We start from the raw sequence: 25,770 nt of genomic DNA, 5'->3' as shown, positions 1-25,770 counted from the left end.
GTTCATTATCGGATCCGCCGTGGCGGCCATGAGCCTCATCGCTGCCGCGGTGCTCGGTGCCGTTCTCTACGGAATGGCGGGCGGGAGCGGCGAGAACCAGCAGGATGTGCTGGCCAGTCTCGTCTCGCGGACGCTCTCGACGCCGGCGACCCAGGTCCATGTCGGCGCCGTCGATGGTGTGCTGTCCTCGGATGCCACGGTTCGCGACGTTAGCATCACCGACAAGGACGGCGTCTGGCTGACGCTCGACAAGGCGCGCCTCGTCTGGCGACGCAGCGCACTGTTGCTGGGGCGGCTGGAAATCGACCGCCTCGAGATCGGCACGCTTGAGATCAGGCGAAAACCGCTTCCGTCCGACCAGCCTGCCGCCGAGTCCGATCAGCCGATCCTGCCTGACCTTCCGGTGAAGGTGCAGGCCTTCGACCTGCGGGCCTTGACGCTGGGACAGTCGATTCTGGGTGAAGCCCTGAGTGTCGCGGCGACAGGCAATACCGAGCTCGGCTCGCCCTCGGAAGGGCTCGTCTTCAACCTCGATGCCACCCGCAAGGATTTCCCAGGCCACTTCAAGGCCGCTCTCGCCTACGTTCCGCAGGGAAATGCGCTTACACTCGATGTCACGCTCGACGAGCCGGCCCACGGACTCATGTCGAAGCTCGGCCATCTGCCGGGCGAGCCGCCCGTCACATTCGCATTGGGCGGCAAGGGCACGCTCGACAGCTTTCGTGGTGCCCTGAAGTTGCAGGCCGGCCCCACGATCGATGCGACCGGTACGATTACGCTTGACCGAAACGGGGCGGGCCGAGTGCTCGCCACGCGCCTTGCCAGCCATCTCGAACCGTTGTTGCCGGCGATCGCCGCGCCGGTCTTCGCGGGTCAAACCAATCTCGACAGTACGACACATTTTGGTGACGACGGCAGCGTCGCCCTGGACGGGCTGACGCTTACGAGCCGTCTCGCGCGGCTCGACGCGAAAGGTCTGCTCGGAGCCGACAAGGTCGTGGATTTTGCGGCTTCCATCCGCGCCTTGCCAAGCAACGGCGACGTGACCGAGACTGACCAAGGGTCGATCCGCAGTCTCGTCTTCGACAGCCGCGTCAACGGCCCAATCAAGGCTCCCACAGCATCGGTCAAGCTCGCGCTGTCGGGTGCTCATCTGCCGGACGGAGACGTCGAGACGCTTGATGCTTCGATCACGGCCGTTCCTCGTGCCGAGGCCGGCGATCCGGCAACGCGCATCATCCTTGACGCGAACCTGCGCGCTTCCGGCATCGCGCCACGCGACGCGAGTTTGGCGGCCGCGATCGGCAACACCGCGTCGCTCGTGCTCCACGGCGATACGGACCTCGGCGGCCGAGCCAGGATCGAGCGTCTCGAGATCGGCACATCAACGGTTCAGGCAACCTATGCAGGTGATGTCAGCGCCGGTCGCCTGAATGGCCGGGCAACCGGAACCGTGCCCGACCTCGGCGCCTTTGCCGACCTTGCCGGGCTGAAGCTTGCGGGCTCGGTGGCGTTCGGCCTCGACATCGACACGGATTTCCAGCGCGGCAGCTTTGATATCAGGATGTCAGGTGCTGGCGAGAAGCTTGCGACGGGACTTGCGGCGCTCGATGGGCTCGCGGGGGCGCGGCTCGCACTTGCGGCCGACATCTCTGGCGATGGCCGCGACACTTACACGGTCCGCGGCGCGTCGATCGATGGTGCCCATGTTGCGGTTCGCGCCAAAGGAACAGTGACGCGCGACTCGAGCGACCTGTCGGCGCGTGTGGACGTGCCGGATCTCTCGGCGGCCGATGCGCGCCTCACCGGTGCGGGAGCTCTCGACGTCGGCCTGACCGGCGGGCTCACGCATCCCGGCGTTTCGTTCGCGGCCTCGGTGGATCGCGCCACCGCTATGCGGCGCCCGATTCCGCATCTGGCGCTCGCCGCGACGGTCAACGACATCAACGGAGTCTGTGCTGTCGAGGCCAAGCTCGACGGCTCCGCCGATGGCAAGCCAGCGCGCGGGATTGTTCAGGTGAGCCGTCGATCGTCGGAGCCCGACGATCGCGCAGCTCCCGCCTTTGCCGGATGGCACGCAAAGACCATCGACATCGCGATCGGATCGGTATCCCTGAAGGGGGCGGCAACGATCGACGCACAGAGATTCGCCAGCGGGCAGATTCGCTTCGCAGCCGGGGCGCTCGCCGATCTCTCGCCGCTTGCCCTCACAGAGCTCGCCGGCTCGGCCTCACTCGACCTTGCCGCTTCGGCCGATGGCGGCCAGCAGTCGGTCCGGCTTGCCGGCAAGGGTGCCGGAATCCGTGCCGCGGGTGCGGCCGTCCGCAGTTTCGATCTGCGCGCCGATGGCGCCGATCTCTACAGCCATCCGGTGCTCAATGCTGATGCGCAGGTCAACGGTGTCGAGTTCGGCGGTCAGACGGTCTCCAACGTCACGCTAGCCGCCACGGGCAATGCCGATGCGAGCACGGTCGGCTTGTCCGCCAAGGCTGCCGGATTCGATCTCGATGCCGCGGGTGCACTGACCACCAGGGAGCGGGTGCGGTTCGATCTCAACCGCTTCACCGCGCGGCGTGGCGCCAAAGCGATCGCGCTGCAGGGCCCCGCGGGTTTCACGCTCAACGATGGCACGGTGCTGATCGAGCATCTGGCGCTCGCGATTGGACGTGGCCGCTTCACGGTGGACGGCAAAGCCGGCCAGGTGCTCGACCTCAAGGCCGTGGCAAACGCGATCCCGCTCGGCGAAGCCGATGTCGCGATACCCGGTTTGGGCCTGAGCGGGACCCTCGACGCGTCAGCCGCGATTGCGGGCTCCATGAGCGCGCCGATCGGCCAGTACAAGGTCGCGGTCAGGCAGCTCACCGCGCCGCAGACCAGAAGCGCCGGCCTGCCGCCGATCGACGTTGCCGCGGACGGACGACTCGATGGCAGCCGCGCGAGCCTGAACACCACAATTGCCGCGGGAAGAGCCGGCGCGATCACGGCGTCGGGCACGGTGCCGCTCGACGCGACGGGTCCGATCGCGCTGACCGCGAAGGGCCGCCTCGATGCCGCCATCGCCAATGCCACGCTTTCCGCTTCCGGCCGGACCGTATCCGGCAGCGTCGCGCTCGATGCCCGTGTCGGCGGCACGCGCACCAGACCTCAGATCGGCGGTGTTGCCACCATGAGCGGGGGTACCTTCCGCGACAGCATGCTCGGCACACGCCTCGATGCCGTCGAAGCGAAAATCACCGCCGAAGGAGAGCGCATCGTCGTGGAGCGCCTGGCCGCGGTGACGCCCAACGGCGGCACCTTGTCCGGATCCGGTCAGGTACGGGTCGCCCCGGATGCAGGCTTTCCAGGCACGGTCTCGATTCGCGGTCAGCAGGCGACGCTTGCCTCCAGCGCGCTGGCGACCGCGCAGGCCAATCTCGCCATTGACGTCACAGGCGCCCTGGCACGCGATCCGCGGATCGTCGGTCGCGTCGACCTGACCCGCGTCAACGTCGATATTCCGGATCGCCTGCCGTCGACGCTGAAGCCGATCGAGGGCATCAACCATGTGAACGCCTCGGGACAGGCCGCTGCGCGGCTCGCAGCTGCGCGCAAGGCCGAGACGCCGAAAGGCAACAAGAAGCGCACGGCGCTCTTCAACGCCGCGCTCGACGTGACAGTTTCGGCGCCGAACCACGTCTTCATCCATGGCCGCGGGGTAACCGCGGAACTCGGCGGCTCCGTTCATGTCGGCGGTACGAGCAACGCGCCGGTTCCGAAGGGAGCCTTCTCGCTCTATCAGGGCAAGCTGGTGGTGCTCGGAAAGACGCTGACCTTCACCAAAGGCAATCTCTCCTTCAATGGCGATCTCGCGCCCGAGCTCGATTTCGCGGCAGAGATACAGGCCTCCGACATCACCGCGCAGGTTGGAATCTCGGGCCCGGCGGCCGCGCCTGTCTTCGCCTTCCATTCGCAGCCCGAGTTGCCGCAGGACGAGATCCTGTCGCGCATCCTCTTTCAGAAAGCTTCGGGCAGCCTGACGACCTCGCAAGCCGTGCAGCTCGCAGGGGCCGCAGCTCAGTTCGCCAGCGGTGGCGAGGGAACGGTGGACCGCATGCGCCGCTCGCTCGGGGTCGACAATCTGGACGTGGGCGCCGGGGCGGGCGGTCCGATGGTTGGCGCCTCGCGCGCGATCGGCGACAGGCTGAGCGTAGGCGTGCGGACGGGCGCGAGCGCCAGCCAGTCAGGAGTGTCGGCCAATGTCGACGTGACGCGCCATATCCGCGTCGAGTCGGATGTCGATGCGAAGGGCTCGACATCTGTCGGAGTCGGCACGCGATTTGAATGGTAAGGGCGACCGAGATCGCGCCTCACTTCGTTGTGTAGCCGCCGTTGACCAGGATGGTCTGGCCGGTCATCCACCAGCCGTCCGACACCAGCAGGCGGATCCACGGCACGATGTCCTTGATGTCGGTGAGCCCGGTCCTGGAGAAGCCCGACAGCGCCGCCGCCGATTTGTGGTAGGCGACCGCGTCCGCGCCTTCGGCCGGATAGAAGAACGGCGAGTCCATCGGACCCGGGCCGATCGCGGTGACCGAGATGCCGCGGGCGCCGAACTCCTTCGATGCCGCACGGGTGAAGTGCTCGACCGGCGCCTTGGTGCCGGCATAGGCCGCATAGAACGGCGTGTAGGCGCCGAGCAGCGAGGTCACCAGCGTGCAGATCTTGCCGTTGTCGTTGACGTGGCGGCCGGCCTCCTTGAGGAAGAAGAACGCGGACTTGGCGTTGACCGCGCTCATCGCGTCATATTCGGCCTCCGAGATCTCGACCATTGGCTTCTTCAGCACCTTGCCGACGGTGTTGATCGCGATGTCGGGTCGGCCGATCGCGGCGACCGCGTCGGTGAACAGCTTTTCCATCGCGCCCGATGTCGTGAGGTTGGCCTGGAAGGCGACCTACGACGTGAAGCGGCATATCGATGCAGGAGAGCTCGTCGAGCTGATGCCGCGGCATCGCGCCGCGCCGATGCCGATGACCTTGCTCTATCCGCACCGTCAGCATCTGTCGCGGCGGCTGCAGGTGTTTGCCGACTGGCTGACGGATTTGCTGAAGCTGAAGCTGCTCGCGGCGGCTTAGGGGCGCAGGCTGGCATTCCAGGTCGGTGGGACGTATAATCCGTGCGCTCGTGACGGTAACCTGATGACCACTTTGGTAAGTAAACTCGGCCTCGCAATCGCAGTGTTGACGCTGTGCGTGAGCGGCCAGCAGGCCAGCGCCCAGGCCGGCCCGGTGCGCTACTGGACGCCGGGCTCGCTGTTCGGCTTCGGCGGCAGTCTTGCCGATGGCCAGAAGGCGGATACCTACGGAAACTTTCCGAGCTTTGACGCCGCCGGCGCGCAAGGCGGCGATTTCTCATATCTGAACGGCCGGCCCGACGGCTGGTTCGCCGGCAGCGAAGGCGGTCGCGTCGGCTGGAACGCGCTCGGCCAATCGGCGGCGTTCGGCTCGCTGGAATATCAGGGCGCGCAGTTCGGCTACAATTTCAGGGGCGTCGGCAATACGCCCGTGACCTTCTTCGCCGGCTTCGACACCCTGAAATACAATCCGCCCGGGGCCGGCGGACCGCTGGCGCCGTTCAGCGGCAATCCCGGCGTCAACGCCGGCTATTCGGCGCGCGCGGGCCTCGAGTTCCGGCCGACTTCGAATCTCAGCCTGTCATTCGGCGCGAGCTTTACCCAGCAGGGGGCGGAGCGCATGGACAGCGACATCCATTCGCAGCTACTGCCCGGCCAGTCTCCGGTCCTGTTCGGCGGCCGGTAAAGCGCGATGAGAATCGTCATCGCACTTTAGCTCTTCGTTTGAGCATGATCTCCGCGCAAACGCGTCCCGCGTTTGTCGCGAGGGAAAACCGCTTCGCACTTTTCCGGATCATGCTTTAGCGCGTCAGCGCAAGACAGCAGCGCTGCGGTCCTGATTCAACCAGAACGTCAGAACCAAGAAGGCTCGAGCTCACGGGCACAGTCAGGATCGAAACATGGACATGCAGGGCAAGATCGCACTCGTCACCGCCGCAGCGTCGGGCGCCGGCCGCGCCGGGGCGTGCATCCTCGCGCGCGAGGGCGCGGCGGTCGCGGTAGTCGACCAGAACGAGGCTGGCGCGAAGGCGGTGGTCGACGAGATCAAAAAGGGCGGCGGGCGCGCGCTGGCGCTGGCCGGCGATCTGCGCGACGACGGCTTTGCGCGCGATATCGTCGCTGCGACGGTGAAGGAATTCGGCGCGCTCGACTGCGTGTGGAATCATCTCGGCATTCCAGGTCCGTCCGTGATCGACGATCTGGAAGGCTGGGATCTCAGCGTCGATCTCAATCTGCGCTCGCAGCTGATCACCACCAACGCCGCGCTCGGCCAGATGACCGCGCGGCGCCAGGGCAGCATCCTGTTCACTGCGTCAACCTCGGGCCTGGTCGGCTCGCCGTGGAGCCCGACCTATTCCGCGGCCAAGGCCGGCGTGATCGGTCTGGCGCGCGCGCTCGCCAAGCGCCACGCCAAGGACGGCGTCCGCGTCAACGCGATCTGCCCCGGCGCGATCGACACGCCGATGCTGCGGGTGTTCGTCAATCGGCCGGACCAGGCGGGCCACAACGAGGCCGATCCGGAGGAACTGATCAAGGCCGCGGTCACCCGCAATCCGATGGGCCGCGCGGCGCGTCCCGAGGAGATCGCGGAGGTCGCGGTGTTCCTGCTGTCGGACAAGGCGTCGTTCGTCACCGGCATCGCGATGCCGGTCGACGGCGGGACGGTGGCGTAAGGCGCTGATGAACTGAGGCCTGGCCGGATGCGATAGCCTGCCGTCGTGGGGGCGCACTGCCAAAATATCGAAAACAACCCCATGCAAAGTACCCGACGACTGCCGGCGGACACGGCAACTTGACTCGTCGGGCAAATCAGCGGTATTTTTCCATTATCCAGAAATCGAGCAGACGCCCCTCGCCACGGGGGCCATCGCCCTGCGCTTACGGGGGAGGTCGCGTCACATGCGGGAAAAATCCTGGCGCGTCACTTCCCTGTGGCCATCTCTTCGAGACGCCCGCCGTTGGCGGGCACGGGATGACGTCTTGTTTCGCGGCTAAACTGTAAACACACATGGTGAGGAGCGCCGCTTGCGGCGCGTCTCGAACCACGAGGCCAAGCCGCTGCGCGGCCGGCGAAGACGCACATGCGTTTGCTCTACCCGCAAGCGGAAGAGATGCCGCCAGTTCGCGTCGCTGGGCCGCTTGAACCTGACTTCTTCGCAGTTCAGAACTTCGCCCGGATGCCGGCATAGGCCGCGAGCGGCATGCCGGGGACGAAGGTGCGCGGATCGGTCAGCTGGGCCATCAGGTTGGGCGCAGCCCCGGCGCTGGCAAAGCCGCCGGTCTCGTAGAACGCGCCGCCGAGATAATAATGCTGGTTGAAGACGTTGTTGATCAGGCCGAACAGCTCGATATTCGGCGTGATCTTGTAGGAGGTGTGCAGGTTCACGACCGCGTAGGCCGGGACCTTCTGGCTCTGGTTGGTGTCGTCGCCGATCAGCCATTGGCTGCCGACCACGTTGACGTCGGCGCCGATCTTCCATGCGTCGGTGGCGAGGTACTCGACACCGGCCTTGAAGCGGTGCGCAGGAATGCCCGGGATATGGTCGCCCGGCTTGACGTTGATGAACCGGACGTCATCGTTGTTCGGGTCGGTCAGGGCGTTCGGGTTGTCGGGAGCCGGCAACGTGTTTGCGCTTCGATAGGTCGCGTCGATGAAGGTGTAGTTGGCATAGGCGTTCCAGCGATTGACGCGGTAATCGAGCTTGGCTTCGATGCCCTGCCGCAGGGTCTGCCCCGCATTCTGGAAATAGCCGAAATTGCCTGTGCCGATCGGGCTCTGCACCCGGATGATGTCGTCGTCGGACAGAGTGTGGAACGCGCCGAGGCCCCAGCTCAGCATGCCGGTCCTGGCGTCGTTGCCCCAAGTGCCGCGGAAGCCGGCCTCGATGGTGTGCGACACCACCTGCTTGAGCGGCGGATCGGACACCAGGAAGGAATCGATGACGCAGGGGCGGGCCGGATCGGAGCAGCCGAGCTCGAGCGGCGTCGGCGCGCGGTTGGCCTCTGAATAGCCGGCATAAAAGGTGAGGTTCGGCGTGATCTTGTAGGTGCCGCCGATCACCGGGTTGAGGCGCTGGAATCGGTTGCTGCTGTTGAGCTGATCATTTGTCCCGGTCTGGTCCCGCAGATCGATCTGGGCATAGTTGAATCGTCCACCAGCAGTGACCGAGAACCTGTTCGTCACGTCGAAGGTATCGGTGAGATAGACGCCGGTGTAGGTGTTGGTGGCGCGCAGGTCGACCGGGGCGAGACCGGCATCGGGCTGGTTGATGAAGATGCCGGTGCCGGTCACGAACAGGTTGTTCGGATCGATCGTTCCGAGCTCGCTGGTCGCCGTGAATTTCGTGTTGCCGTGGTCGACGCTGACGCCCATCACGACGTGGTTGTCGTGCCCGAACAGCTTGTCCGAGTTGGTCAGCTGGGCCGTGCCGCCGAAGCTGTTGGTCGCGGCCCGGTTGCGGTCGACTTCGCCAAGGAAGGCGTTGCCAAGCGTGTTCGGAACCGAAGGACCTCCGGCCGGACCGAAAACCGGCAGGTCGTCGCCGATGCACAAACTGTCTCCCCCGTCGCAGGCATGCACGTCGGTGCCGTTGCCGTCGACATGGGTCTGCCGGAAGCCGCGGAAATAGGCATTGCCCTGGAAGGACCAGGTGTCGGAGAAATTGTGGTTCAGCGTGGCGTTGACGAAGGCGAGCTGAAGCAGCGTCGTCTGCGGCCAGGTGTAGACGCTCGACCAGCGCTGATTGAGCATCTGCACCGGCGTTGCCGCGACATTGCCGAGCAGGTTGCTGGCGCCGGTGAAATTGACGTGAAATTCGGTGTCGTCGTTGCGTGCGCCAACGTCCACATACATGCGGTTGATGTGCGACGAATTGGCGTAGTCGCGCCAGCCGCGATCATACGCGGATTCGAACGCAGCGTAGGCGGAGATGTTGTCCCTGTGGCCGCCGGCCTGCACGCTGCCCTGCACGCGCCCGTAAGAGCCGCCGAACAGTTCAGCCTCGGAGCCCTGATAGGTGAAGCCGTTCTTCATCTGGATGCTCAGCGCGCCGCCGATCGCGTTGAGGCCGAACACCGGATTGTTCGGAAACAATGCGACGCTGTCGATGGCCTTTTCCGGGATGAAATCCCAGTTGACCACGTCGCCCCAGGATTCGTTGATGCGCACGCCGTTCTGATAGACCGCGATGCCCTGCGGCGTGCCCTGGACCGGCGAGGCGGTGAAGCCGCGGTAGTCGAGATTGCGCTGGAACGGATTGCCGGTCTGGTCGCCGAGCGTGACGCCGGGCAGCTTGCGGTTCACAGCATCGAGGAAGTTGGTCGAGTAGTTGTGGCTGAAATCCTGCGTCGTCATCACCGCGGTGTTGGACGGGACCTTGTCGCGATCAATCAGGGTGGAGTCGCGATCGGAGGGGCCGGGTGCAGCGGTGCCGACATCGGGTCCCGCTGCCGGAGCAACAGGTCCGGTTCGGGTTCGCGCGGTTCGCGTGGTCCGAACCACCGGCCGTGCCGCCGGCCTTGCGCTGCGGGTGCCGGCCAGAGGTGTGGGCGCAATCACGTTGACGGGCGGCAGTTCAGTGGGGGCCGGATCGGCCGTCTGAGCATGCAGGACAGTCGATGGCAGTGCAGAGCCAATAACAGCCAGCACGGCCGCAGCGCCGCGCGTGGTGACCGAAGAAGACAAAAAACGTGTTGCCGTACGCAACAACGCACCAGCCATGACGCCCACCCCTAAGTCGCGGTTCGGCTTTTGTCCCCGACGAACCTGGCTCGGAGACTGCGGGAGCGGCGTGGCTTTGGCAAACAAGATCAATCCCGGGGGACCGGGATTCTTTTCCATCTGGAATCGGGAAAAATTCCCGATTCCATCCGTCGCGGGACCAACCGGCTGCATACCGGCCGGCTTCGGTCGGCGTGCTACTTCTGTTCACGCGGCGTCGGGATCAGAACAGATTGTAGCCGGGGGTCAGCAGATTGGCCGGATCGTAACGCCGCTTGGCGTCGCGCAGCTTCGGCCAGGCCGAGCCGAAGTGACGTTCCCAATCCTCCGGCGCCATGGGAAGCGCGCTGACGGGATATTGGACGCCGCCCGCGCCGCGGATCTGCTCGTAAAACAGGCGGTTTTTCGACAGCGTCTGACCAACCCCTGTCGCATCTGCCGGCGCCGGCATGTGAACGATGTTGAAGCAGAAGGCGATGTTGCCATCGGGCCACCGCACCAGCGGCGTGCCCGACGCGCGCGTGTTCAGGGGATAAAAGGTCACTCGCCCGAGCGGCCCGATCTCCTCAGCCGAGAGGCGGCCGATCATCTCGTCGGCCAGATGCTCGGCGTCGCCGTCGGGCAGAAACGTGAACAACCAGGGGTGCGGGCTCGACCACAACCCCTTCGACCTGAGCAGCGCTTCCAATTTCGCGAAGGCAAGCGCGTCGTCGTGATAGGCAAGATCGGTGATGACTGCCGTATTGCGGTCGTAGGACAGCGATCCAAGCACGGCGCCGTCGTTTGGCGGCGAACCCTTGTCGTAGAACACGGCGCCTTCGAGCTGGTAGCGCCAGCGTCCGGGGCCGGCCGGGAGAATGGCGCCCTGTAATTGCTCGAAGCGATCGTCATGAAGCGCGCGGCGCTGATCTGCAGCCAGCGAGGCAAGGTCCCGGTAGAAAAGCTGGTATCGGCGGACTCGCTCGGGCGCGCGCACCAGCTTCAGGGTTGCCCGCGTGATCAGACCGCACTGTGCAAGTCCGGCCCGGGCGGCGTCGAACAGATCGGCGTGCGACTGCGGCGAACAGGTCAGTTGCTCGCCGGTTCCCGTAACCATGTCCAGCGAGAGAACATGGTCCGTCTGCATGCCATGGCGCGACGAGCTCCCGCCGATTCCGCCGACGGAGATCGTGCCGCCGACGGAAAGGCCGAGATAGTTGGTGAGCACCGGCGGCGTGAGGCCTTGCGCCAGCGTCGCTTCGAGCACGCGTTCCCACGTCGTGCCGGCATCGACGACAATACGATCACCCGCAATGTGGTGGATCGCGTTGAGCGAGGTCATCTCGATGACAACGCCACCTTCTATCAGCGCGCGGCCATAGGTCGAATGGCCCTGCCCGCGTGCCGCTATCTTGTGCCCTGACTTGCCGGCCCAACGAACCAGGCGGGCGACATCGGTGGCGGAGGCAGGCTTCAGCACCGCACGAGGTTGGCCTTGAACGATGTTGCCGAAATCGCGGGAAACGGCGGCGCGGTCGTTGTTGTCGTCGCTGAGCGCACCAGCCGCCGGGAGCAGGTCGCACGCGAATTGGCTGAGCTCGCCGTCGGCCGCGGACCCGTCGCAGCCCTGGGCCTGCGCGAGCGTCGTCGCGTGGGTGGCGCGAGACGCCAACGTTGCGGCCGCGCAAAGTCCTGCGCCGAGCAGGGTACGCCTGTTCGTCATGGGGCCTCCTCAACTGCATGATGCGGCAAGCCTCGTTGCCGCTCACCCGCACAATGGGTTCGGCTCGCTTGCCGGACAATCAGCGCCTGGCGGGAAGCACCTTCCCGTTTGCCGAGAGAATGGCGATGGCGCGCGCCAGTGTCTAAAGCTGCTCGTGCTTCAGTCGATCGACCAGGATATCGGCGAACAGGCGCGTCTTTGCCGCCGGCATGCCGCTTGGCGGGAACACCGCATGGATCGGCATTCGCGGTGCTTCGAACTCCTCAAGAACAATTTCGATCGCGCCATCGTTGACGAGATCACGGACCTGCCAGAACGGTCCGTATCCGAGGCCGAGGCCGTCACGTGCCGCTGCGGAGAGCGCCGCGGTGTTGTCGGTCTCGAAGCAGCCACTCACCCGAACCGTCCTGATGTCGCCATCGATCTGAAACCGCCACATCGCGGGCTCGCCCTCGCTGGTGGTGCGGAGAACGCATTGATGGCGGGAGAGATCGTCGGGATGATCCGGGCGTCCGTAACGGGCGAAGTAGCGCGGCGCGCCGTAGACGACGGTACGAATCTCACCAAGCCGTCGGGCCTTGAGCGACGAATCCGGCAGCTCCCTGATCCGGATGGCGATGTCGAAGCCATCGCCGACAACATCGATGGCTCGATCCGAGGCCTTGAGTTCAGCCTTGATCAGGGGGTAGCGGGCAATGAAGTCCGCGATGACGGGCACGACAAATGCCGACGCGAACTGCACCGGCGCGGCGATGCGAAGCAGGCCCGACGGCTCGGCGCGCTGGCTTGCCGCTTCGAGACGTGCCTCGCTGATCTCCGCAACGGCAGGCTTGACGCGCCGATAGAACGCCAATCCCGCTTCGGTCGGGAACGACTGCCGGGTTGTACGTCGCACCAACTCGACGCCGACGCTGCGTTCGAGCGTCATCAGCGATCGATTGACCGATTGCAACGAGCGGCCCAGCCGACGCGCGGCCGCCGTCTGGCTGCCCGCCTCGATGACCGCGAGAAAGGCTTCGATATCTTCCATCGAGCCACCTCATTCTCCCGCAAACCGGAAGGATATTACGGTGTGAGGGGCTTGTCAGGGGAGGCTGGCAGTTCGCCGGGAACCGATCCGGCAGGGAACCAGCATGGCACGATGCGCGATCTCGACTGCGCTTGTCGCATTCGGCGAGGCCGGATTGCGGGACGCCGGGCAGCGTCCCGCATCAGCATCCATCTCAGTCCTTGAACTCGCAGCCGAGGCGCTGCAGGGCCTCGTCGACCCAGCGGCGGTCGCTGGTGCCGGCGAGGATTTGCTGGATGGCCTTTTCCTCGGTCGCCTTCTTGGCCTCGGTCAGCTTGCAGATGGCCTCGGCGTCGTCATAGGGCACGCAGAGCACGCCGTCGTCGTCGGCCACGACGAGATCGCCGGGCTCGACGATCATTCCGTCGATCGAGATGGCGCAATTGATCTCGCCCGGGCCGTCCTTGTAGGGGCCGCGATGGGCGACGCCGGCAGCGAACACCGGGAATGATCCGGCGCGGATCGCGCCGGCATCGCGGATTGAACCGTCGATCACGAAGCCCGCCACGCCCTTCTTCTCGGCCAGCGTCGACATGATCTCGCCGATGATGGCGTTGACCAGGACGCCGCCGGCATCGACCACGATGACGTCGCCGGGCTGGGCGAGATCGATCGCCTTGTGGACCATCAGATTGTCGCCGGGCCGGGTTTTCACCGTCAGCGCCGGGCCGCCGAGCCAGCCGCCCTTATGCATCGGCCGCAGCCGGTTGGTGCCCGCGATCCGCGACATCGAATCGCTGATATTGGCGACCGGCAGCGTGCGGTAGCGCGCGACGAGGTCAGGCGACACTTTCCGCTTCGCCTTGTGAATTGCAAATCCTATGGCCATCGGTTTTCTCCGAGATTGATTGGTTGAAGTCGATTGTCGGTCTTGCTGCTTGGTTGGACCCTCATGGTGAGGAGCGCGGAACGCGCGTCTCGAACCATGTGGCCCGGTTGGGCCTGCATCCTTCGAGACGCCCGCTTCGCGGGCTCCTCAGGATGAGGAGTTGGAGTGGTTGTCTCGGCAACGTTCAATGCGCGCGGCGGTCGAGATGGGCGTTGAGGCGAGGATAGACGCGGCGGGCATTGCCTTCAAAGATCTTGCCCTTGTCCGCCGCGCTCAGCGGCAGCGCGTCGATATAGCGGCGGGTGTCGTCGAAGTGATGCCCGGTCTCCGGGTCGATGCCGCGCACCGCGCCGACCATTTCAGACGCAAACAGGATGTTCTCGACCGGGATCACCCTGGTCAACAGCTCGATGCCGGGCAGGTGATACACGCAGGTGTCGAAGAACACGTTCCTCAAGAGATGCTCCGACAGCGGCGGCAGCTTCATGTCCTGCGCCAGGCCGCGGTAGCGGCCCCAGTGATAGGGCACCGCGCCGCCGCCATGCGGGATGATGAACCGCAGGGTTGGGAAGCGCTTGAACAGGTCCGAGGTCAGGAACTGCATGAAGGCGGTGGTGTCGCCGTTGAGGTAATGCGCGCCGGTGCCGTGGAAGCAGGGATTGCACGACGAGGAGACATGGACCATCGCCGGCACGTCGAGCTCGACCATCTTCTCATACAGCGGATACCACCATTCGTCGGTCAGCGGCGGATCGCACCAATAGCCGCCGGCGGGATCGGGGTTGAGGTTGCAGCCGACGAAGCCGAGCTGCGTCACGCAGCGCTCCAGCTCCTCGATGCAGTTGGCAGGCTTGACGCCCGGGCTCTGCGGCAGCTGGCAGACGGGGACGAAGTTCTGCGGGAACAGCGTGCAGACCCGGTGCACGAGGTCGTTGCAGATCGTGGTCCATTCGCGGCTGGTTGCTTCCTTGCCGACGTGATGCGCCATGCCGGCGGCGCGCGGCGAGAAGATGGTGACGTCGGTGCCGCGCTCCCTTTGCAGGCGAAGCTGCGCGCCCTCGACGCTCGAGCGGATCTCGTCGTCGGTGATGCCGAGATTGGTGGTGAGCGGCCGGCGCGACTTGTCGGCAAGGCCCGCGAGCTGCTTGTCGCGAAAGATCTGCAGCTTGGCCGGCTCGGTGGTGTAATGGCCGTGACAATCGATGATCATGGTTGCTTCCTTGGTAGGGGTGTCAGTGTGCGACGGATGACGGGATCGCGCCCGTCAATTCCGTCTCGCGCGGCTTGACGCGCATGGTGGCGGCGATGGCGGAGGCGACGAGCAGGAAGCCGGCGATCCCGACCAATGCCCAGGAGAAGCTTCCGGTGGAGTCCTTGATCAGGCCGATGCACCACGGCCCGATCAGGCCGCCGAACTGCGCCAGCGTGTTGACCAGCGCGATCGAGGCGGCGCCGGCCGCGCCGGTCAGCAGCGAGGCATTGATGCTCCAGAACAGCGGATTGCCGGCATTGAGGCTGAAGCCGACGATGCAGAGGAACACGAAGGCCAGCACCGGGCTCGCGACATAGGCGCTGCCGAGCATCGCAACGGCGGCCAGCAGATAGACCGCCGCAAGATGAAACTTGCGATCGCCGGTCTTGTCCGAGCTGCGGCTGACCACGATGGTGCCGATGACGCCGAGCAGCGGCGGGATAGCCGAGAGGAAGCCGACCTGGATGTTGCTGAGATTGCCCATGCCCTTGATGATCTGCGGCAGCCACAGCAAGAGGCCGTAGATCCCGACCAATGCGCAGCCGAACAGCGCCGCCAGCAGCCAGACCCGGATATCGAGGACGCATTCGATCAACCTGTGCTGCCCCTGTGCTTCGATCTCGGCCCGCTCGGCGGCGAGTTCGCCTTCCAGCCAGGCCGCCTGTTCTTTGGTGAGCCAGCTCGCCTTGGCCGGGCGGTCGGTGAGATAATAGAGCGTGAACAGGCCGAGCAGAATGGTCGGCACGCCCTCGGCGAGGAACATCCATTGCCAGCCGTGGAGACCGGCAGTGCCATCGAACCAGGTCATGATGCTGGTCGAGATCGGCCCGCCCAAAACCGCCGAGAACGAGCCGGCGATGATGTATCCCGCCACCGCGCGGGCGCGATAGCGCGCCGGGAACCAGTAGGTGAGGTAAAGCACCACGCCGGGCATGAAGCCGGCTTCCGCGACGCCGAGGCCGAACCGCATGACGTAGAGGCTGAGCGGATTCCAGACAAAGGCTGTCAGCGCGGCGACGAGACCCCAGGTGATCAGGATCCGTGCCAGCCAGATCCGGGCGCCGAGCAGGTGCAGCATCAGGTTGCTCGGCACCTCGAGCACCATGTAGCCGAGGAAGAAGATGCTGGCGGCGAAGCCGAAGATCGCGGGGCTGAGGCCGAGGTCCTTGTTCATCGTCAGCCCGGCATAGCCGAGATTGATGCGGTCGAGATAGTTGAAGAACATCATCACGAACAGGATCGGGATCAGCCGCCAATAGACGCGGCGGATGGTCTGCTGTTCGAGCTCAGTGACGGACGCTCCGGCCATTGGATTCCTCCCTTGCTTCTTGTTGTCGCGCCTGTGATCCGAACCGGGCGGAGCGCCTGTTATTCGCGGCGATTTCGCATGGCTGACCGGCTGCGCGTGTTGCCCCTTGGAGCATCCGCGTTTTGGCGCCAAGATCGAGAAACGGTCCTGGGAGGTCAAATACCGCTTTGACCCGTCACTTATAGGGAAACGGAATAAGCGATGGATTACAGGCAGCTTCGCTACTTCATCGCGGTGGCCGAGGAGCTCAGCTTCAGCCGCGCCGCCAAGCGGCTGCATGTCAGCCAGCCGCCGCTGAGCACGCAGATCAAGGCGATGGAGGAGGAGCTCGGCACGAAGCTGCTGTCGCGGACACGGCGTGCGGTCGAACTCACCCAGGCCGGCCAGTTGCTGCTGGAACACGCACGGCGTGCCGTCAGCGAGCTCGACCTTGCGTCGGAAACGGTGCGCCGCGCCGCGCGCGGTGAAGCCGGCGCGGTCCGTGTCGGCTTCACCGACTCGGTTCCGATGCTCGACATGTTCGCCGAACTGTTCCGCAGTTTCCGCGGCAGCTATCCGCGGGTGAAGATCGAGCTCAGGCACATGTCGACGGCAAAGCAGTTGCAGGCGCTGGCTGACGCCGAGCTCGACGTCGCGATCATGCGGCCGCCGCTGGATTTCCGGCCCGCGGCGGACTTGCAGGTTCATGTCGTCTGGCGCGACCGCTTGATGGTGTTCCTGCCGATCGATCATCCGCTCGCCGCTCCGGACAAGCTCAGCGTCGCCGACCTTGCCGAGCACGAATTCGTCGGCATGGCGGAGAGCGGCTGCGGCGTCGGCGACCAGGCCGCAATGCTGTGCCGGCGCGCCGGCTTTGCGCCGCGGATCGCGCAGGAGGCGCATGAACTGCGCACCGTGCTCAGCCTGGTCGCGGCCGGGATCGGCCTTTCGATCCTTCCGTCCTGCTACCAGCAGGCCGGTGTCATGAACGTCGTCGCGAAGGCGCTCGACACGCCGGATGCGGAGAGCCGCATGCTGGTGGCGATGCGCTCCAACGCCTCGCTGCTGCCGCGCCGGTTCGTCGAATGCGCGCTGCAGGCGGCGTCGCGCAGCGCACCGCCGCTCGTCCCCGAGGTCGCAGCAGTGAGTCGTTGATCGTGCTGCACGCCCTATACTTTCGTTGACCGTAGTCTTCCGGCATCCAGTCTGGCCTTGCTCTTGCATCGTTCAGTGTCAGGTGCTGGGGCGCGGTTGTGCCGTGTTCTCGCCCGCGACGGTCATGTCGCGGGCGAACAATGCGTGACGCGCGCCCGCAGCTGGATCAAAATCTGCGGAGACGAGACGACATGCACGTCATCACACGTGCGGCACTGCTGCTTGGGACGATTTGCCTCGCATCACCGGCCCTGGCGCGCGACGACGGCCGCTACGCCAATTCACCGCTAAAGCCCTGGTTCGAGAGCCTGCGCAGCGGCTACGGGCAATGCTGCTCGGATGCCGACGGCTATGTGGTCGCCGATCCCGACTGGGAGTCGGATCACGGCCACTATCGCGTGCTCATCGACAATGAATGGGTTGTCGTGCCGAACGAGGCCGTGATCACCGAGCCGAACAAGGTCGGGCGCACCATGGTGTGGAAGCACTATATCGACGGCCATCCGCGCGTGCGCTGCTTCATGCCGGGCAGCATGACCTGAGGCGCATCGTCCGGGCTGCAACTCAGGCCGGCGGAACGAAGACCCGGTTCGGGAACGCCTGCTCGACGACGTCGAGAAACGCGCGAACCTTGGCACCGACCAGCCGTCGCGAGCTCTGTAGCGCCCAGATCTCGACCGGAGGTCTGGTATCCGTTCCCCAATAGGCAAGCCGGCCCGCGGCAATGTCGTCATCGACCAGCAGCTTGGGCAGCAGGGCCGCGCCGGCGCCTGCGAGCACCGCATCGCGCATCATCAGCATCGATGAGAGACGCAGCATTGGTCGCGGCCTGAGCGTGATCTCTTCGCGTTCATGTCGGATGCGCCAGACCGTGTCCGGTGGCGTCGGCGACATCACAACGGCATCGACGGAGACGCCATCCGGATCGCGCGCGGAGCTCGTCGGTCGTTGCTGGTCGGGATGCGCCACGACCAGCAGCTCGTCACGCAGGAAGCGGCGGCCGACGAGACGTTCATCCGGTGACGGGTTGATGCGGATGACAAGGTCACAGCCGTCTTCCACCGGATCGACCAGGCGATCCTCGGCGACGATCTCGAGCTGGACGTCGGGATAGGCGTGCGCAAAGCGCGCACCGATCCGGCCGAACGCGACATGGGCGAGCAAGACCGGCGCACTGACCCGCAAGCGGCCGCGCGGCGTCGACGCGCCGAGCACCACGGCTTCGCCGGCCTCGGCGATGTCGGACAATGGACCGCTGGTGCGCTCGTGCAGCGCGCGGCCCTCATCGGTCAATCGCAGACTCTGCGAGCCGCGCTCGATCAAGCGGACGCCGAGACTCTGTTCGAGTTCGGCGACACGGCGGGACAGCGTCGCCTTGGCCCGTCCGGAGGCGCGGCTGGCGCGGCCGAACCCGCCATGCGCGGCCACTAGGTTGAAATCAGTGAGCGCCTGAAGGTCCATCGGTTCTGTTCCATATTCGAGACGATCTGTCCAAATAGTGGCATCTTCAAAGGAAAATTGGAACGGATAGCTTCTCGCCCAACGGCAGGCGGTCTGCCGAAGAGAAGGAGTATTCGACATGGCTATTCTGGTGACAGGCAGCACAGGCACCATCGGGACCCAGGTTCTGAACCATCTCACCGGTCACGGCGTCGAGGTTCGCGCCCTGACGCGCTCGCCCGGCAAGGCGCAATTTCCGCAGCACGTGACGGCCGTTCGCGGCGATCTTGCTGACGTGGATTCGGCCCGCGCGGCGCTCATTGGCGTCAGCACGCTGTTCCTGCTGGTGCCGAACGCCGCCGACGAATTGACGCAGGCGATGCTGACGCTGACCGCCGCACGCGAGGCCGGCGTCAAGGGCATCGTCTATCTCTCGGTATTCAAGGGCGAGGCCTATGCGGACGTGCCGCATTTCGCCGGCAAGCACACGGTCGAGCGGATGATCGAGGCGCTCGATATTCCCGCGACCATCCTGCGTCCGGCCTATTTCATCCAGAACGATCTTCGGCTGAAGGAGCCGCTGCTGAACTTCGGCGCCTACGGCATGCCGATCGGCGCCAAGGGCATCTCGATGGTCGACATCCGCGACATCGGCGAGGCGGCCGCGATCGAGCTGCTGCGCCGCGAGCGCGCGTCCGCCCCGCTGGGCCGCGAGACTTACGCGCTGGTCGGCCCCGACGTCGTGACCGGTGCGGGCGCGGCTGCGATCTGGCGCGATGAGCTCGGTCGCGCGGTCAGCTATGGCGGCGACGATCTCGCGGTGATGGAGCAGCGTTTCAAGGCGGCGATGCCGGCATGGCTCGCGCTCGACATGCGCCTGATGTTTGGCCGGTACCAGAGCGACGGCGCGGTCGCGACGGCCGACGAGCTGGCGCGCCTGACGAAGCTGCTCGGCCGCGCGCCGCGGGCCTATCGCGATTTCGCCCGCGACGCCGCCGCGCAGTGGCGCAAGGGCTAGCTGCGCCCGTGCGTGAGGAAGCGCGTGACCACGCCGCCAAGCGTGGCGTGGTCGAGCGGCTCTGCCAGCGAGGTCTTGGCGGTCTCGACCACGCTATCGGGCGCGAGGCCGCGGCGCAGGTCGCACAGCGCGCCGGCATAGTCGGCGGTGAATTCCGGATGCGGCTGCACCGACAGCGTCGTGCCGTTGGCATAGAGCAGGCCGGCATGCGGCGTGAACCCGGACGACAGGATGGTGCGCGCGGAGGCGGGCGGGGTGATCACCTGGTCCTGATGCGAGCAGGCGACGGCGATCGTCTCGCCGTCGATCAGCCCGTTGTCCGGCGCGATCCGATAGACATGGCGTCCGATGCCCCAGCCTTTCTCGGATTTGCGCACCGTGCCGCCGAGCGCCTGCGCGATCAGCTGATGGCCGAAGCAGACGCCGACGGTTGGAATGCGCTTGTCATGGGCCGCGCGCACGAAGGCTTCGAGCGGCGCGATCCATGCGACGTCGTCGTAGACGCCGGCGGCCGATCCCGTGATCAGGATCGCATCCAAGGCGACCGGATCCGGCAGCGTCTCGCCATTGGCGAGGCTGACGACGTCGCAGGTAACAGAGGAATCGGCGGTGGCTACCATTCGCTGAAACATCTGCGGATAGCTGCCGTGGCGCTCGCGGAATTGCGGACTGACGAGCCCGGTTTCGATGATGGTGATGCGGGGCATGGAACGCGCTGACAGATGAGCGGGGATGCCTCAGCCTTTACTCCGAAAGCACCGGCGGCGACAAGCCGCGCGCGGCGGTTGCCGATCAATTCCGCGACGGCGCCGCCGCGTCGATCGTGGCGGTGTGCTGTGCTGTCGGCGCCGTGCTCTCGCTCGCCGGTGTCGCCGTCACGATCGCAGGCTCGGTGCGGTAGCGCGGCAGCTGATCCTCGAGCGAATAGCCGACGCAGAGCGCGAGGCTCGACCAGACCGCCATGCTGAAATACAGCGACATCCAGGCGATCTCCTCGCGCCATTCCGCGATGTCATGGGTCACGACCCAGCGCCGGCTGACGTCGCGCAGGCCTTCCAGCGGATGCAGCAGCGTGCCGCCGGCGGCGAGGTTGGCGCGCCAGCGGTTCAGATACATCGGGACGTCGACGGTCATCAGGAAGGCAAGGAAGGCGGCGATGCCGAGGATCGCGACGATGAAGGCCCAGCGCACCGGGCCATGAAACTCCGGCAGCAGCCGGCACAGCGCAATCCCGACCAGGAAGAACACCACCGCCCAGATCGAGTTCTCGATCGCGTTGCAGAGATAATGGGTGGTCAGCACCGCATACCAGGAGAAGCATTCCGCGATCACGATCAGCGGCACGATGATCCAGGCGATGGTCACGGTGGTCTCGGCGCCGGTCATGGTGCCGAGCTGATGCAGGATGATCGCCCATTGCGCGGCGAAGCAGACCTCGGCGACGGTGGCAACCGTGCGGCCGACCACGACGCTCGACAGCCAGGTGTCGAACAGGCAGATGCGCTGCACGTCGGCGCGCGGCAGGACCGAGCGGAAGGCGCAGCCGAACACATAGGCCGCGCACAGCAGCATCATCAGGCCGATGCCCGAGGTGTTGCTGAAGCTGCCATTGGCCTGTTCATTGAACTGGCGGTAGAGCGCGAACCAGATCGCGATGTTGGCGGCACTGACGAGGCTCAGGAAGCCCCACCACCGGACCACTGGATTTGACCAAGCCAGCGAAACCGGCCGCGCCCGCCACTCCATGCTCATTCACCGCTCCGCGTGTAACCGAATTGATATTGAACTGTAGCAATTCTGTCATAGAAGGCAGCGAATCACGAACTAAAAATTGCGTGTGGGAGCGAGCCGGGCAGATCCGATTATGACAGTGCGCGATTGTGACAGTGCTCGATTGTGACAGTGCGCGATTGTGACGGTGCGCGGTGGTGCGTGACCGTCAGCCGCGCAGCGCGGTCTCGGGAATGGTGCGGCGAACCACCTCGCGCATCGCGAAGCTGGAATGGATGCGGGCGACGCCCGGCATCCGCGACAGATGCTGCTTGTGGATGCGCTCGAAGTCGGCGATGTCGCGGGCGATCACCTGCAGATGATAATCGTCGCTGCCCGACATCAGATGGCAGGACACGACGTCGGGGCAGCGCGCGATCGCGGCTTCGAAGGCTGCGAGATAATCCTCGCTCTGCTTCTCCAGCGTGATGGTGACGACGACGGTCGTCACGAGGCCGAGCGCTGATGGTTCGAGGTCGACGCGGTAGCCGCGGATCACGCCGATCTCCTCGAGATGGCGAATGCGCCGCGCGCAGGCGGTCGGCGACAACCCGACCTTCTCGGCAAGCTCGATCTGGCTCGCGCGGGCATCACTGACCAGCTCGGCGAGGATTCTGAGGTCGATGCGATCGAGACCGTCCACGCAGATTTCCTTCAAGAGCTGAGCTGAAAGCGAAGGATATGGGCGTATTTGGCTGTGAGCAAGCCGGAAATCGCTGAGAAACGCCATGTGACGGGGCATAGCCTTGATACTGGCGGAAACGAATCCAGCAAGGAGCGGACCATGCGCATCGGCGTGCCCAAGGAAATCAAGGTCGAGGAATATCGGGTCGGGCTGACGCCTGCCTCGGTGCGGGAATATGCGGCGCACGGCCACGAGGTCGTGGTCCAGCGCGGCGCCGGTGACGGCATCGGCGCGGGCGACGACGTCTACACGCAGGCCGGCGCGCGGATCGCCGACACCGCCGAAGAGGTGTTCTCCGTCGCCGAGATGATCGTGAAAGTGAAGGAGCCGCAGCCGTCCGAATGGATCAGGCTGCGCGAGGGACAGATCCTGTTCACCTATCTGCATCTCGCGCCCGATGTGCCGCAGACCGCGGGGCTGATCGCTTCCGGCTGCACGGCGGTGGCCTATGAGACCGTCACGGATGCGCATGGCGGGCTGCCGCTGCTGGCGCCGATGAGCGAAGTCGCCGGCCGGCTCGCGATCGAGGCCGCGGGCGCGGCGCTGCGCAAATCCGCCGACGGCATGGGCAAGTTGCTCGGCGGCGTGCCGGGCGTTCCGCCGGCGCGGGTTGCGATCATCGGCGGCGGCGTGGTCGGCACTCATGCGGCGCGGATGGCCGCAGGCCTCGGCAGCGACGTCACCATTCTCGACCGCTCATTGCCGCGGCTGCGCGCACTCGACGATCTCTTCCTCGGCCGCGTCCGCACCCGTTACGCCACGCTGGAAGCGATCGAGCAGGAAGTTTTCGCAGCCGACGTCGTGATCGGCGCGGTGCTGGTGCCCGGCGCCAGCGCGCCGAAACTTGTCTCGCGCGCGCAGCTTGCAGGCATGAAACGCCGCGCGGTGCTGGTCGACGTCGCGATCGACCAGGGCGGCTGCTTCGAGACCTCGAAGCCGACCACGCATCAGGCGCCGACCTATCTGGTCGACGACATCGTGCATTATTGCGTCGCCAATATGCCGGGCGCGGTGCCGGTCACCTCGAGCCACGCGCTCAATCATGCCACCTTGCCGTTCGGCCTGGCGCTGGCCGCGAAGGGACTGCGCGCGCTGGTCGAGGATCCGCATCTGCGCGCCGGCCTCAACGTGCATCGCGGCCGCATCACCAACCGCGCCGTCGCCGAGAGCCAGCATCTGTCATCCGTGATGCCGGAGGAAGCGCTGGCGTCGTGAGGCGAAATCCGAAAGATCTTCCCCTTGAAAAGGGGAGGTCGCTTTGCTCGCCAGAGCAAAGCGGGTGGGGATCTGCTCTCTCCACATAGAGCGCCGCCTGTGGCGGACCCCCATCCCGACCTTCCCCCTTCCAGGGGGAAGGAGAAGACAGACATTCAGTATCCGTAGCCCGGATTACGCTTCGCTTCATCCGGGCTACGGCGCTGCATCTTTCAGTTCCTTCAGCCGGTTCTGCATGACTTCAATGATCTGCGCGCGCTTTGCCGCGATGCGTTCGATCGGGCCGCCAATGCCGATGGCGAGCGGAGCGCGTCGCTTCGGCAGGGGAACGAGCATGCCTATTGTGTTTGCGCCCGGCGTCGTGCGGCCGCCTGTCTCGGAAAAGCCGCGGCGGCGAATGCGCTCGACCTCTTCGAGAAAGGCGGATTCGCGAACGCGCGCCGATTGACTCGGCTCCTCGGCATTGTTGCGCCGGATAATGCCGCGAATTTTGTTGTTCGGCATTTGGCTCAGCAGCACATGTCCGAGCGCGGTCCGCACCATCGGTCGTATTTGACCGGCTTGTGCCGTGTACTGAAGCTGAGAGCCGCCGGGGACAACGTGCAGATACTGCATCCCGGCGGCGCCGGCCTGTTGTCCGAGCATGACGGTTTCGCCGCCCGTCGCGGTCCAGAGTTCCTCCATCAGATCGGTGAGCTTGGTATCACGGAACGGGGAACGACGAATCCAGTCACCCAGCAGATTGACCCGGTAGCTCGGGATGAAAAGCCGGGTCTTTCGCTCGTATTCCAGGTAGTTCAATTCGACGAGACATCGAAGCAACACCGACGTGCTCGATTGCGGCATCTCCAACGCGGACGATATTTCAGTCACGGAGGCAGCCCGCTTTGTTTTCCGGAAGAACTCCAGAACTGCAAACGTCCGCATGGCCGATTTGACGATGGCCGTCTTATTCGGATTCGGCATGGCTGGCTCCTCGGCGGGTCAAGTACCGCACCTTCATCACATATGTGATGTTAGGGCAAAACCGCTTCACTTGACGACAACTTTGGCCCAGATTGGCGTCAATAAGATCAAGTCGCATGGAAACGCACAGAGCAGGGGAAGGCGGATGCCCGGCCGAAGTTTGCTCGAGAAGATCTGGGACCAGCATGTCATTGCTCGCCTCAGCGAGGATACGGACCTCCTTCATATCGACCGCCATCTGCTGCACGATCTCGGCGGTTCGCGCGGCCTGCTCGATCTGAAGAGCCGGGGCCTCAAGGTCCACAATCCCGAACTGACATTCGCGACGCCGGATCACGCGCTCTCGACGGCGCCGGGCCGCGCCGGAACCAGCAAGATCGGACTGGAATTGCTGGCCGCGCTGCGGGTCGAGACCTCGGCGAGCGGCATCACGCTGTTCGATGTCGATCAGCCCGGCCAGGGTATCGTCCACGTCATCGGTCCGGAACTCGGCTTGAGCCTGCCGGGCGCGACCATCGTTTGCGGCGACAGCCACACCTGCACCCATGGCGGCTTGGGGGCGCTCGCCTTCGGCATCGGATCGAGCGAGCTCACCCATGTGCTGGCGACGCAGGCGCTGATCCAGCGCCGTCCGAAGACGCTGCGCGCGCGCTTCGAGGGCAAGCTGCCGCTCGGCGTCACCGCCAAGGACATGATCCTGGCGCTGATCGGCCATATCGGCGCGGCCGGCGGCACCGGCTATGCGGTCGAATATGCCGGCAGTGCGATCCGCGCGCTGCCGATCGAGGGAAGGCTCACGATCTGCAACCTCTCGATCGAGCTCGGTGCCAAGATGGGCATGGTGGCGCCGGACGAAAAGACGTTCGAATTCCTGCGTGGCCGTCCCTATGCGCCGCAAGGCGAGATGTGGGATCTCGCGGTGAAAGCGTGGCGCGAACTGCCGAGCGATCCCGACGCGGTGTTCGACCGCGAGGTCGTGATCGACGTCGAAAAGATCATTCCGCAAGTGACCTGGGGCATCAGCCCCGAGCACGTCGTCGGCGTCGACGGCGTCATTCCCGATCCGAAGGCGGTCGACGATCCGTTGCGGCGCGCCGCGATCGAGACCGCGCTGGAGTATATGGGCCTGCAAGGCGGGGCGCCGATCGCGGGCACGCCGGTCGACTGGGTGTTCATCGGCTCCTGCACCAATAGCCGGATCAGCGACCTGCGCGCTGCGGCCGAGATTGCGCGCGGCCGCAAGGTCGCGGCCGGGGTCCGCGCCTGGGTGGTGCCGGGCTCCGAGAACGTCAAGCGCGAGGCGGTCGCCGAAGGGCTCGACAAGATCTTCATCGACGCCGGCTTCGAGTGGCGCGAGCCGGGCTGCTCGATGTGCCTTGCCGCCAATGGTGAGGTGGTGGCGCCCGGGCAGCGCTCGGTCTCGACCTCGAACCGCAATTTCGTCGGCCGGCAAGGGCCGCGCGCGCGGACACATCTGGCGAGCCCTGCGAGTGCCGCGGCATCCGCCATTGCCGGCGCGATCGCCGATGTCAGGATGATGGGACGCTAGA

General features: G+C 65.5%; 19 protein-coding genes and 2 pseudogenes. 9 read left to right on the top strand and 12 right to left on the bottom strand.

What is annotated here, in order from left to right; all coding sequences use genetic code 11:
* The first annotated feature begins 28 nt into the window (after positions 1 to 28).
* Positions 29 to 4,327 carry a translocation/assembly module TamB domain-containing protein gene (locus QJT82_RS05865; protein WP_245288614.1) on the top strand — a complete coding sequence of 1,433 codons (4,299 nt, stop codon included), beginning with the start codon at positions 29 to 31 and terminating at the stop codon, positions 4,325 to 4,327.
* A 19-nt stretch (positions 4,328 to 4,346) separates the two neighbouring features.
* Here the strand turns inward: QJT82_RS05865 and QJT82_RS05860 are convergent.
* Positions 4,347 to 4,931: pseudogene (locus QJT82_RS05860) on the bottom strand (SDR family oxidoreductase); the annotation flags it as partial.
* Between the two features lies 1 nt (position 4,932).
* Here QJT82_RS05860 and QJT82_RS05855 point away from each other — a divergent pair.
* The 3 genes and pseudogenes from QJT82_RS05855 to QJT82_RS05845 form a co-directional block, all read left to right on the top strand.
* Positions 4,933 to 5,112, top strand: a pseudogene (locus tag QJT82_RS05855) (LysR family transcriptional regulator); the annotation flags it as partial.
* A gap of 63 nt (positions 5,113 to 5,175) precedes the next feature.
* Positions 5,176 to 5,796, top strand: coding sequence for a hypothetical protein (locus QJT82_RS05850; RefSeq protein ID WP_028338499.1), 621 nt, complete (start codon positions 5,176 to 5,178; stop codon positions 5,794 to 5,796).
* A 214-nt stretch (positions 5,797 to 6,010) separates the two neighbouring features.
* The gene (locus QJT82_RS05845; protein ID WP_028338500.1) at positions 6,011 to 6,784 is read left to right on the top strand and encodes an SDR family NAD(P)-dependent oxidoreductase; all 774 of its coding nucleotides are present in this window, start codon (positions 6,011 to 6,013) and stop codon (positions 6,782 to 6,784) included.
* Positions 6,785 to 7,272: 488 nt separating this feature from the next.
* On the opposite strand, the gene QJT82_RS05840 is transcribed toward QJT82_RS05845, so the two are convergent.
* The 6 genes from QJT82_RS05840 to QJT82_RS05815 form a co-directional block, all read right to left on the bottom strand.
* Positions 7,273 to 9,612, bottom strand: coding sequence for a TonB-dependent receptor (locus QJT82_RS05840; RefSeq protein WP_080686633.1), 2,340 nt, complete (start codon positions 9,610 to 9,612; stop codon positions 7,273 to 7,275).
* Positions 9,613 to 10,054: 442 nt separating this feature from the next.
* Positions 10,055 to 11,533 (bottom strand): FAD-binding protein, encoded by a 1,479-nt coding sequence (locus QJT82_RS05835; protein ID WP_028338502.1) that lies wholly within the window; start codon positions 11,531 to 11,533, stop codon positions 10,055 to 10,057.
* A gap of 142 nt (positions 11,534 to 11,675) precedes the next feature.
* On the bottom strand, positions 11,676 to 12,563 hold the full coding sequence (locus QJT82_RS05830) for a LysR family transcriptional regulator (RefSeq protein ID WP_028338503.1): 888 nt from the start codon (positions 12,561 to 12,563) through the stop codon (positions 11,676 to 11,678).
* Positions 12,564 to 12,756: 193 nt separating this feature from the next.
* A complete protein-coding gene (locus tag QJT82_RS05825) occupies positions 12,757 to 13,431 on the bottom strand; it encodes an RraA family protein (protein WP_028338504.1) in 675 nt (224 codons plus the stop codon).
* 184 nt (positions 13,432 to 13,615) lie between these two features.
* Positions 13,616 to 14,641 carry an amidohydrolase family protein gene (locus QJT82_RS05820; protein WP_028338505.1) on the bottom strand — a complete coding sequence of 342 codons (1,026 nt, stop codon included), beginning with the start codon at positions 14,639 to 14,641 and terminating at the stop codon, positions 13,616 to 13,618.
* Positions 14,642 to 14,663: 22 nt separating this feature from the next.
* Positions 14,664 to 15,992 (bottom strand): MFS transporter, encoded by a 1,329-nt coding sequence (locus tag QJT82_RS05815; RefSeq protein ID WP_035630828.1) that lies wholly within the window; start codon positions 15,990 to 15,992, stop codon positions 14,664 to 14,666.
* Between the two features lie 201 nt (positions 15,993 to 16,193).
* Here QJT82_RS05815 and QJT82_RS05810 point away from each other — a divergent pair, with 201 nt between their 5' ends.
* Both QJT82_RS05810 and QJT82_RS05805 read left to right on the top strand, forming a co-directional pair.
* Positions 16,194 to 17,126, top strand: a complete 933-nt coding sequence (locus QJT82_RS05810) for a LysR substrate-binding domain-containing protein (RefSeq protein ID WP_028338507.1) — start codon at positions 16,194 to 16,196, stop codon at positions 17,124 to 17,126.
* 191 nt (positions 17,127 to 17,317) lie between these two features.
* Positions 17,318 to 17,668: a hypothetical protein gene (locus QJT82_RS05805; RefSeq protein WP_026193281.1), complete on the top strand. Its 351-nt coding sequence runs from the start codon at positions 17,318 to 17,320 to the stop codon at positions 17,666 to 17,668.
* Between the two features lie 22 nt (positions 17,669 to 17,690).
* Here QJT82_RS05805 and QJT82_RS05800 read toward each other — a convergent pair whose 3' ends face one another.
* Positions 17,691 to 18,587, bottom strand: a complete 897-nt coding sequence (locus tag QJT82_RS05800) for a LysR family transcriptional regulator (RefSeq protein WP_028338508.1) — start codon at positions 18,585 to 18,587, stop codon at positions 17,691 to 17,693.
* A gap of 118 nt (positions 18,588 to 18,705) precedes the next feature.
* Between QJT82_RS05800 and QJT82_RS05795 the strand changes: the two genes are divergently transcribed.
* The gene (locus QJT82_RS05795) at positions 18,706 to 19,584 is read left to right on the top strand and encodes an NmrA family NAD(P)-binding protein (RefSeq protein WP_028338509.1); all 879 of its coding nucleotides are present in this window, start codon (positions 18,706 to 18,708) and stop codon (positions 19,582 to 19,584) included.
* Here QJT82_RS05795 and QJT82_RS05790 read toward each other — a convergent pair.
* The 3 genes from QJT82_RS05790 to QJT82_RS05780 all read right to left on the bottom strand — a co-directional run bounded on the left by QJT82_RS05790 (position 19,581) and on the right by QJT82_RS05780 (position 22,012).
* On the bottom strand, positions 19,581 to 20,291 hold the full coding sequence (locus QJT82_RS05790) for a gamma-glutamyl-gamma-aminobutyrate hydrolase family protein (RefSeq protein ID WP_028338510.1): 711 nt from the start codon (positions 20,289 to 20,291) through the stop codon (positions 19,581 to 19,583). The two genes, QJT82_RS05795 and QJT82_RS05790, sit on opposite strands and share 4 nt — an antisense overlap.
* A gap of 85 nt (positions 20,292 to 20,376) precedes the next feature.
* Entirely contained in the window at positions 20,377 to 21,330 is a 954-nt protein-coding gene (locus QJT82_RS05785; RefSeq protein WP_245288622.1) for a hypothetical protein, read from the bottom strand.
* Positions 21,331 to 21,523: 193 nt separating this feature from the next.
* Positions 21,524 to 22,012, bottom strand: a complete 489-nt coding sequence (locus QJT82_RS05780; protein ID WP_028333294.1) for an Lrp/AsnC family transcriptional regulator — start codon at positions 22,010 to 22,012, stop codon at positions 21,524 to 21,526.
* 126 nt (positions 22,013 to 22,138) lie between these two features.
* Between QJT82_RS05780 and ald the strand changes: the two genes are divergently transcribed.
* Positions 22,139 to 23,254, top strand: coding sequence for an alanine dehydrogenase (gene ald / locus QJT82_RS05775; RefSeq protein ID WP_028338512.1), 1,116 nt, complete (start codon positions 22,139 to 22,141; stop codon positions 23,252 to 23,254).
* Between the two features lie 195 nt (positions 23,255 to 23,449).
* On the opposite strand, the gene QJT82_RS05770 is transcribed toward ald, so the two are convergent.
* Complete coding sequence (locus QJT82_RS05770) at positions 23,450 to 24,220, bottom strand: helix-turn-helix domain-containing protein (protein WP_028338513.1); 771 nt, start codon at positions 24,218 to 24,220, stop codon at positions 23,450 to 23,452.
* A 145-nt stretch (positions 24,221 to 24,365) separates the two neighbouring features.
* Between QJT82_RS05770 and leuC the strand changes: the two genes are divergently transcribed.
* Positions 24,366 to 25,769 carry a 3-isopropylmalate dehydratase large subunit gene (gene leuC, locus QJT82_RS05765; RefSeq protein WP_028338514.1) on the top strand — a complete coding sequence of 468 codons (1,404 nt, stop codon included), beginning with the start codon at positions 24,366 to 24,368 and terminating at the stop codon, positions 25,767 to 25,769.
* Position 25,770: the final 1 nt, after the last annotated feature.

It is taken from the genome of Bradyrhizobium sp. Mp19 (genome assembly GCF_029952935.1).
GTDB lineage: Bacteria > Pseudomonadota > Alphaproteobacteria > Rhizobiales > Xanthobacteraceae > Bradyrhizobium > Bradyrhizobium elkanii.
The sequence above is the reverse complement of the archived record's forward strand: the minus strand, read 5'-3'. Positions and strand labels throughout refer to the sequence as shown.

Coding starts and splice junctions, on each gene's coding strand:
- QJT82_RS05770 (WP_028338513.1), bottom strand. CDS start 24,220: ATGCCGAATCCGAATAAGACGGCCATCGTCAAATCGGCCATGCGGACG.
- QJT82_RS05830 (WP_028338503.1), bottom strand. CDS start 12,563: ATGGAAGATATCGAAGCCTTTCTCGCGGTCATCGAGGCGGGCAGCCAG.
- QJT82_RS05785 (WP_245288622.1), bottom strand. CDS start 21,330: ATGGAGTGGCGGGCGCGGCCGGTTTCGCTGGCTTGGTCAAATCCAGTG.
- QJT82_RS05835 (WP_028338502.1), bottom strand. CDS start 11,533: ATGACGAACAGGCGTACCCTGCTCGGCGCAGGACTTTGCGCGGCCGCA.
- QJT82_RS05865 (WP_245288614.1), top strand. CDS start 29: ATGAGCCTCATCGCTGCCGCGGTGCTCGGTGCCGTTCTCTACGGAATG.
- leuC (WP_028338514.1), top strand. CDS start 24,366: ATGCCCGGCCGAAGTTTGCTCGAGAAGATCTGGGACCAGCATGTCATT.
- QJT82_RS05850 (WP_028338499.1), top strand. CDS start 5,176: ATGACCACTTTGGTAAGTAAACTCGGCCTCGCAATCGCAGTGTTGACG.
- QJT82_RS05795 (WP_028338509.1), top strand. CDS start 18,706: ATGGCTATTCTGGTGACAGGCAGCACAGGCACCATCGGGACCCAGGTT.
- QJT82_RS05800 (WP_028338508.1), bottom strand. CDS start 18,587: ATGGACCTTCAGGCGCTCACTGATTTCAACCTAGTGGCCGCGCATGGC.
- QJT82_RS05845 (WP_028338500.1), top strand. CDS start 6,011: ATGGACATGCAGGGCAAGATCGCACTCGTCACCGCCGCAGCGTCGGGC.
- ald (WP_028338512.1), top strand. CDS start 22,139: ATGCGCATCGGCGTGCCCAAGGAAATCAAGGTCGAGGAATATCGGGTC.
- QJT82_RS05820 (WP_028338505.1), bottom strand. CDS start 14,641: ATGATCATCGATTGTCACGGCCATTACACCACCGAGCCGGCCAAGCTG.
- QJT82_RS05825 (WP_028338504.1), bottom strand. CDS start 13,431: ATGGCCATAGGATTTGCAATTCACAAGGCGAAGCGGAAAGTGTCGCCT.
- QJT82_RS05790 (WP_028338510.1), bottom strand. CDS start 20,291: ATGCCCCGCATCACCATCATCGAAACCGGGCTCGTCAGTCCGCAATTC.
- QJT82_RS05805 (WP_026193281.1), top strand. CDS start 17,318: ATGCACGTCATCACACGTGCGGCACTGCTGCTTGGGACGATTTGCCTC.
- QJT82_RS05815 (WP_035630828.1), bottom strand. CDS start 15,992: ATGGCCGGAGCGTCCGTCACTGAGCTCGAACAGCAGACCATCCGCCGC.
- QJT82_RS05810 (WP_028338507.1), top strand. CDS start 16,194: ATGGATTACAGGCAGCTTCGCTACTTCATCGCGGTGGCCGAGGAGCTC.